This window comes from Gilliamella sp. B2923, from assembly GCF_026536565.1.
Lineage (GTDB): Bacteria > Pseudomonadota > Gammaproteobacteria > Enterobacterales > Orbaceae > Gilliamella.
On sequence record NZ_JAFNNZ010000020.1, the window covers coordinates 1 to 6,816 of the forward strand.

7 protein-coding genes and 1 pseudogene are annotated in these 6,816 nt (G+C 30.6%); all 8 read left to right on the forward strand.

The genetic code is table 11. The features are described 5' to 3' along the window. The first annotated feature begins 210 nt into the window (after nucleotides 1-210). Nucleotides 211-420, forward strand: coding sequence for a hypothetical protein (locus tag J3U42_RS11865; protein ID WP_220217509.1), 210 nt, complete (start codon nucleotides 211-213; stop codon nucleotides 418-420). Between the two features lies 1 nt (nucleotide 421). Next, entirely contained in the window at nucleotides 422-988 is a 567-nt protein-coding gene (locus J3U42_RS11870; protein ID WP_267336552.1) for a hypothetical protein, read from the forward strand. 363 nt (nucleotides 989-1,351) lie between these two features. Then, on the forward strand, nucleotides 1,352-1,972 hold the full coding sequence (locus tag J3U42_RS11875) for a hypothetical protein (protein WP_267336553.1): 621 nt from the start codon (nucleotides 1,352-1,354) through the stop codon (nucleotides 1,970-1,972). Nucleotides 1,973-2,419: 447 nt separating this feature from the next. Next, the gene (locus tag J3U42_RS11880; RefSeq protein WP_267336554.1) at nucleotides 2,420-2,602 is read left to right on the forward strand and encodes a hypothetical protein; all 183 of its coding nucleotides are present in this window, start codon (nucleotides 2,420-2,422) and stop codon (nucleotides 2,600-2,602) included. 59 nt (nucleotides 2,603-2,661) lie between these two features. Further along, nucleotides 2,662-3,720 (forward strand): T6SS immunity protein Tli4 family protein, encoded by a 1,059-nt coding sequence (locus tag J3U42_RS11885; RefSeq protein ID WP_267336555.1) that lies wholly within the window; start codon nucleotides 2,662-2,664, stop codon nucleotides 3,718-3,720. Between the two features lie 60 nt (nucleotides 3,721-3,780). Next, nucleotides 3,781-4,836, forward strand: a complete 1,056-nt coding sequence (locus J3U42_RS11890; protein WP_267336556.1) for a T6SS immunity protein Tli4 family protein — start codon at nucleotides 3,781-3,783, stop codon at nucleotides 4,834-4,836. 60 nt (nucleotides 4,837-4,896) lie between these two features. After that, complete coding sequence (locus tag J3U42_RS11895; RefSeq protein WP_267336557.1) at nucleotides 4,897-5,961, forward strand: T6SS immunity protein Tli4 family protein; 1,065 nt, start codon at nucleotides 4,897-4,899, stop codon at nucleotides 5,959-5,961. A gap of 59 nt (nucleotides 5,962-6,020) precedes the next feature. Beyond that, a pseudogene (locus tag J3U42_RS11900) lies at nucleotides 6,021-6,816 on the forward strand (hypothetical protein); the annotation flags it as partial.

Here is a 6,816-nt window from a genome sequence, read left to right on the forward strand (position 1 = left end):
TATGAAGTTTTTATCGACTATAAAGGTGAAATATTTGAGGGTTGTGCACATTTAGATAAATTATAAATAAAATAATAAAAGTTAAACACCTAATCTGTTTTATATCGATTCATCTCAAAGCTTGGTTTATTTACCCCGGCGCAATGGTGGATTATTTTTCTGGAGCGGGAATTGTGACTTATCATAATTATCTTTCCAAGTTCTGAACATGTGAATGGAAAAAGTATTGATACTTTATATTTAAATGATGATGATGAGCAAAATTTTATCAACGCAATGCATAAATTCAATTTTAATAAACAAATAACAGGAAAAAATAAAAAGAAATTTGATAATGCAACACAAGAAAAGAAAGGTACTCTCCATGATTCTCATTTACATTCAGGTTTTGATGATAGCTCTGTAAAGGAAATAAAATAATATGAAAAATTTAATCTATATTTCACCATTGTTCATATCTGTAATATTTACTCAGTTTAATATTAATTCCGTAAATGCACTAAATCAAAACAAAGATTTATTATCATTTAGTGAGTTACAAGGAGAAAAATTGGTATCAAATAAAAAATTTATATTATCTGTTAATAAAACTTGTAAAGGTGAATCTGAACTATGCACAATCGTTAAAATAAAAAACAATTATTATCTTCAATTTAGTAAGTTAGATGATAATGAAATAACCATTTCTAAACTAAAAAATAATGTTGAGTTAAAATTGAAAAGAAAAAAGAATGACAATCAATTTTTTATAGAAATAGAATTATTATCTTATAAAAATAATGAAAAAGTAGATTCTATAATATGTTACGAATATAAAAATGATCCCAATGACAGTTTGGCTGCAGAGAAATTATATTATTTAAAAGATTATGAATTATGGACATTGGATTTTACTTATGATTTAGAATCAACAACAGCAGAAAATTGGAAAAAGTATAAAATAAATCAAAATTCTGGAAAATTTGAATTATTGAAAAATACACAATAGCACTTTTGTTCCAAAGAGACATACATGATAAAAAATTTGGTTAGATTTCAATACTATGTAAGGAAAGGTAATAATAGGCTAATTATTCAAAAAATAAGTACCAATACTGCGATGCATAAATTTAATTTTGATAAATAGATAATTAGTTGTTACCCCTAATACAACTGATGAAATATATGTTTCTTATATTCCTCACTATAAGAAATTAATCATTCTTGGTGGAAAAAATGGTGAAGAATTACATAATGGTCATATGCACTTTGAAAACTTTCAATACGAAATAGCCGAGGTCTATCTATAATGCAGATAAAGTCTTTATTTTATGGTTTATTATTTTTACCTATTTTAGCATGTTCACATTCGTTGAACGCTTTAACTCATACTAATTTATTACCTGTGGGAACGTCTCAAATTATAAATAAAAAGCTGGTTAAGGATATTAACGATAATTGTTGGATTGACGGTTATTTTTCTTATGAAGAAGAAGACTGGAAAAAATATCGTAAAAGATGCAAATTATCGACCTTTTCTTCAAATCAAAGTTTTAAAAAAATCTTTGAAGAACTACAAAAAAATAAAATTGTCTATTTATATCAATCCAAGCAATTTAATATTTATTTAAAAAAAACGACCGATACAGGCATTTGTCTTGTTGAAGAAAAACAGCTTGAAGGTGAATGTGCAATTTCACCCACCAAGTTTATTATTACGATGTTTATCGAATCATCGAGCAAAATAATAAATCAACTTATTGTTTATTATAATGAAGATTATGGAAGTGATATGGCTCAAGTGACATTAGATTTTTACATCGATAAACAATTAAATATTTGGCTATTTAAACATATTTTAGATGAAGAAGGTGCGTCTGCGACTTTGTGGCAACATTACAAAATTAATAACAAAGGAAAGTTTAATTTACTGGATGAAATCAAATGTCAGTTCGAAAATGGCGGTCTTAAATTGGTTTGTAAAAATAAATAGTCAGCTTGCTTTAATTGAGTAAAGTGCTATATCAATTTAGGGATATAAATCTCATAGTTTTAAAGTGAATTATAAGCCAATCTGAGTATGATCATCTGTTTAAGGGATATCTACCGATACATATAGAATGTATCCACTAACGGTAAAGCCTTGTTTATTCATTCGGTAGCAATGGCGGATTAATTTTGTGGGATTAGATATTAAGACTTATTTATCATGATGTAAAGATCGAAAACATGAACAAAATAGTTGCAAAATTTATCGAAACCACGTAACTTATTAGTTATATTTCGGTAATATTATTCTTTGTTTAAAACACTTAGGACAGACATAGCATCATGGATAGTTTGCTAATTGTTTTTAAATACTTAATATCAAGTGTGCTTCCTCCTCATACTTCCCTTATTGTTGGTTCCTATATTGTTAAAATAACTGAAAGGAATACACATGGCAAAGGACCTGTCCAACTTTATTCTAAATAAAAAAGAGGGTCATAATCCATGGTTACAACTTCTAGTAGTTGGGAAACAAAAAGAATCAAAAGGGAAAACACCTTTAACTAAAGATGAAATTTATCAAATGGCGAAAACCATTGAAGCATCAATAAAACGCAGAGCAACAGAACAATAGTTAACAATTACTTAAGTAATAACATGGAATATAAGGTAAATAAAAAGGGAGAAAACACGATGAAAAAGACGCTCCTTTTACTCGGCTTATTAAGCCTAAGCGTAACTACCCAAGCGGTAGAACTCGCCTATAAAACCGAGTGTATTGGCTCATATACTTTAGATTTACCCGATAATCTTGAAATCGCACTCAATCCAATAGAACATTATTTTGAACCCAGTTCAAAATCTCCAAACTATTTTGCAGATAAAAAATGGGCAATTTTATCTGTTTTTAATTATAATCGTAATATATTAGATATTTATGATGGTAATTTAAATAAAACAGCTAAACAGCAGGTTATAAACAAATTAATTGAAGAATCCGATAATCGCTCAGAAACTAACTCAAAACGTAAATTAAAAAAAATAAATATAAATAATATAATTGGTTACTATAGTGATTTTGCTAGTAACTTAGCATTTTACCCAAATAATCATATTTATAATTTTTATTCAAATGAATATTACCAAGGTGAAAAAAAAGATTTTGAGTTTTATAAACAAAACGCCGAAGCAATTATTAATGGTTTTTCCACTCGTGAACTGTTTGAGCTGCCACAAACCGCAGGTAAATGTATTCCATTTGGCTTTGTCGCCGGTAATGATGCCTCCATACCCCTTATTTTAACCGTCTCTTTTCGTTTAAAAGAGCACCCTGATATCGTTATTTCGTTTACTGAAAATACACGATCATTTACCAATCTCTTGCGTTATGATGCCAAAGAAGAAATCAATCTATTTTGGAACAGTAATTACGATATAAGTAATCGAAATATTAAAAATATTAAATTACTAGGCTTCCCCATAAAGTATCGGGATATCAAAATGGATGGGCGTAATGGCTTAGCGGGTTTTGTTGAAATACGTTATAAAGATAAATCACCGTCCGACTATGGTTATTATGCTGTAGTTGAACCTTATCAAACTAAAAAAGAGGGTCATAATCCATGGTTACAACTTCTAGTAGTTGGGAAACAAAAAGAATCAAAAGGGAAAACACCTTTAACTAAAGATGAAATCTACCAAATAGCGAAAACCATTGAAGCGTCAATAAAACTTAGAGCGACAGAACAATAGCTAGTAATTAACGTAAGCAATAACATGGAATGTAAGGTAAATAAAAAGGGAGAAAATGAGATGAAAAAGGCGCTCCTTTTAATAGGTTTATTAAGCCTAAGCACAACAGCCCAGGCGGTAGAACTCACCTATAAAACCGAGTGTATTGGTTCCTATACCTTAGATTTACCCGATAATCTTGAAGTGGCACTTTACCCGACAAATAAGTACCTTAAACCTAAATCTCGTTTTCCTGTCTATTTTCAAGATGGAAAATGGGCAATATTATCTGCTTTTAATTATAATCGAAATAATTTATCGATTACTGCAAAATGGAACGATGAAGAATTAAAAAATGCAAAACAACAAATAGCTATAGAAAATCAGATTGTTAAAACTAATAATTCTAATGATATGGTGGAATTGTGGAATGAAAATAATAATTTGGGTTTTTATGCAAAAGAGGGAGCATCTGTAACTTTTATTAAAAATAATACAATATATTCATTTTTTACAACTAATCGCTACCAAGGCGAAAAAAAAGATTTTGAATTTTATAAGCAGAACGCCCAAGCAATTATTAATGGTTTTTCTACCCGTGAACTGTTTGAGCTGCCACAAACCGCAGGTAAATGTATTCCTTTTGGCTTTGTTGCCGGTAATGATTCCTCCGTACCCCTTATTTTAACCGTCTCTTTTCGGTTAAAAGAGCACCCTGATATCGTTATTTCGTTTACTGAAAATACACGATCATTTACCAATCTCTTGCGCTATGATGCCAAAGAAGAAATTAATCTATTTTGGAACAGTAATTACGATATAAGTAATCGAAATATTAAAAATATTAAATTACTAGGCTTCCCCATAAAGTATCGGGATATCAAAATGGATGGGCGGAATGGCTTAGCGAGTTTTGTTGAAATACGTTATAAAGATAATTCACCGTTCGACTATGGTTATTATGCTGTAGTTGAACCTTATCAAACTAAAAAAGAGGGTCATAATCCATGGTTACAACTTCTAGTAGTTGGGAAACAAAAAGAATCAAAAGGGAAAACACCTTTAACTAAAGATGAAATCTACCAAATAGCGAAAACCATTAAAGCGTCAATAAAACTTAGAGCGACAGAACAATAGCTAGTAATTAACGTAAGCAATAACATGGAATGTAAGGTAAATAAAAAGGGAGAAAATGAGATGAAAAAGGCGCTCCTTTTAATAGGTTTATTAAGCCTAAGCACAACAGCCCAGGCGGTAGAACTCACCTATAAAACCGAGTGTATTGGTTCCTATACCTTAGATTTACCCGATAATCTTGAAGTGGCACTTTACCCGACAAATAAGTACTTTAAACCTAAATCTCGTTTTCCTGTCTATTTTCAAGATGGAAAATGGGCAATATTATCTGCTTTTAATTATAATCGAAATAATTTATCGATTACTGCAAAATGGAACGATGAAGAATTAAAAAATGCAAAACAACAAATAGCTATAGAAAATCATATTGTTAAAACTAATAATTCTAATGATATGGTGGAATTATGGAATGAAAATAATAATTTGGGTTTTTATGCAAAAGAGGGAGCATCTGTAACTTTTATTAAAAATAATACAATATATTCATTTTTTACAACTAATCGCTACCAAGGCGAAAAAAAAGATTTTGAATTTTATAAGCAGAACGCCCAAGCAATTATTAATGGTTTTTCTACCCGTGAACTGTTTGAGGTGCCACAAATTGCTGGTAAATGTATCCCTTTTGGCTTTGTCGCTGGGAATGATGCCTCCCTACCCCTTATTTTAACCGTCTCTTTTCGGTTAAAAGAGCACCCTGATATCGTTATTTCGTTTACTGAAAATACAAGTTCTTTTACCAATCTCTTGCGTTATGATGCCAAAGAGGAAATCAATCTATTTTGGAACAGTAATTACGATATAAGTAATCGAAATATAAAAAACATTAAATTACTAGGCTTCCCCATAAAGTATCGGGATATCAAAATGGATGGGCGTAATGGCTTAGCGGGTTTTGTTGAAATACGTTATAAAGATAAATCACCCTCCGATTATGGTTATTATGGCGTAGTGTCTTACTATTCCCGAAACACCTCAAACAGCAAAACCAATCATCCGTGGCTACAGCTATCAGTTATTGGAAAACGTAGTGAAGCAAAAGGGAAAATCCCCCTAACGGAAGATGAAATTTATCAAATGGCGAAAACCATTGAAGCATCAATAAAACGTAGAGCAACAGAACAATAGTTAACAATTACTTAAGTAATAACATGGAATATAAGGTAAATAAAAAGGGAGAAAACACGATGAAAAAGACGCTCTTTTTACTCGGCTTATTAAGCCTAAGCGTAACTACCCAAGCGGTAGAACTCACCTATAAAACCGAGTGTATTGGCTCATATACCTTAGATTTACCTGACAATCTTGAGGTAGCACTTTATCCGACAAATAAATACCTTAAACCAAAATCCCGTTTCCCTATCTATTTTCAAGATGGTAAATGGACCATTTTATCAGCTTTTAATTATAACCAAAATAATTTATCAATTACTGCAAAATGGAACGATGAAGAGTTAAAAAAAGCAAAGCATCAAATAGCTATAGAGAATAGTAATGTTAAAGACAGCAATTTCAATGATATGGTAGAAATATGGGAAAAAGATAATAATTTGGGGTTTTATACAAAAAATGGAGCTCGTGTAACTTTTATAGACAAAAATAGAATTTATTCTTTTTTTACAAATGATTTTCGCCAAGCGGAAGAAAAAAATTTTGATTTTTATAAAGATAACGTCGAAGCAATTATTAACGGTTTTTCGCCTCGTGAACTGTTTGAAGTGCCGCCTACCGCAGGTAAATGTATTCCATTTGGCTTTGTCGCCGGTGATAATTCCAACATACCCCTTATTTTAACTGTCTCTTTTCGATTAAAAGAGCACCCTGATATCGTTATTTCGTTTACCGAAAATACAAGTCCTTTTACCAATCTCTTGCGTTATGATGCCAAAGAGGAAATAAATCTATTTTGGAATAGTAATTACGATATAAGTAATCGAAATATAAAAAACATTAAATTACTAGGCTTTCCTATAAAGTATCGGG

What these genes read in the sequence shown, in the direction of transcription:
- J3U42_RS11890 (WP_267336556.1), top strand. Translation starts at nt 3,781, where the DNA reads ATGAAAAAGGCGCTCCTTTTAATAGGTTTATTAAGCCTAAGCACAACA.
- J3U42_RS11895 (WP_267336557.1), top strand. Translation starts at nt 4,897, where the DNA reads ATGAAAAAGGCGCTCCTTTTAATAGGTTTATTAAGCCTAAGCACAACA.
- J3U42_RS11870 (WP_267336552.1), top strand. Translation starts at nt 422, where the DNA reads ATGAAAAATTTAATCTATATTTCACCATTGTTCATATCTGTAATATTT.
- J3U42_RS11885 (WP_267336555.1), top strand. Translation starts at nt 2,662, where the DNA reads ATGAAAAAGACGCTCCTTTTACTCGGCTTATTAAGCCTAAGCGTAACT.
- J3U42_RS11880 (WP_267336554.1), top strand. Translation starts at nt 2,420, where the DNA reads ATGGCAAAGGACCTGTCCAACTTTATTCTAAATAAAAAAGAGGGTCAT.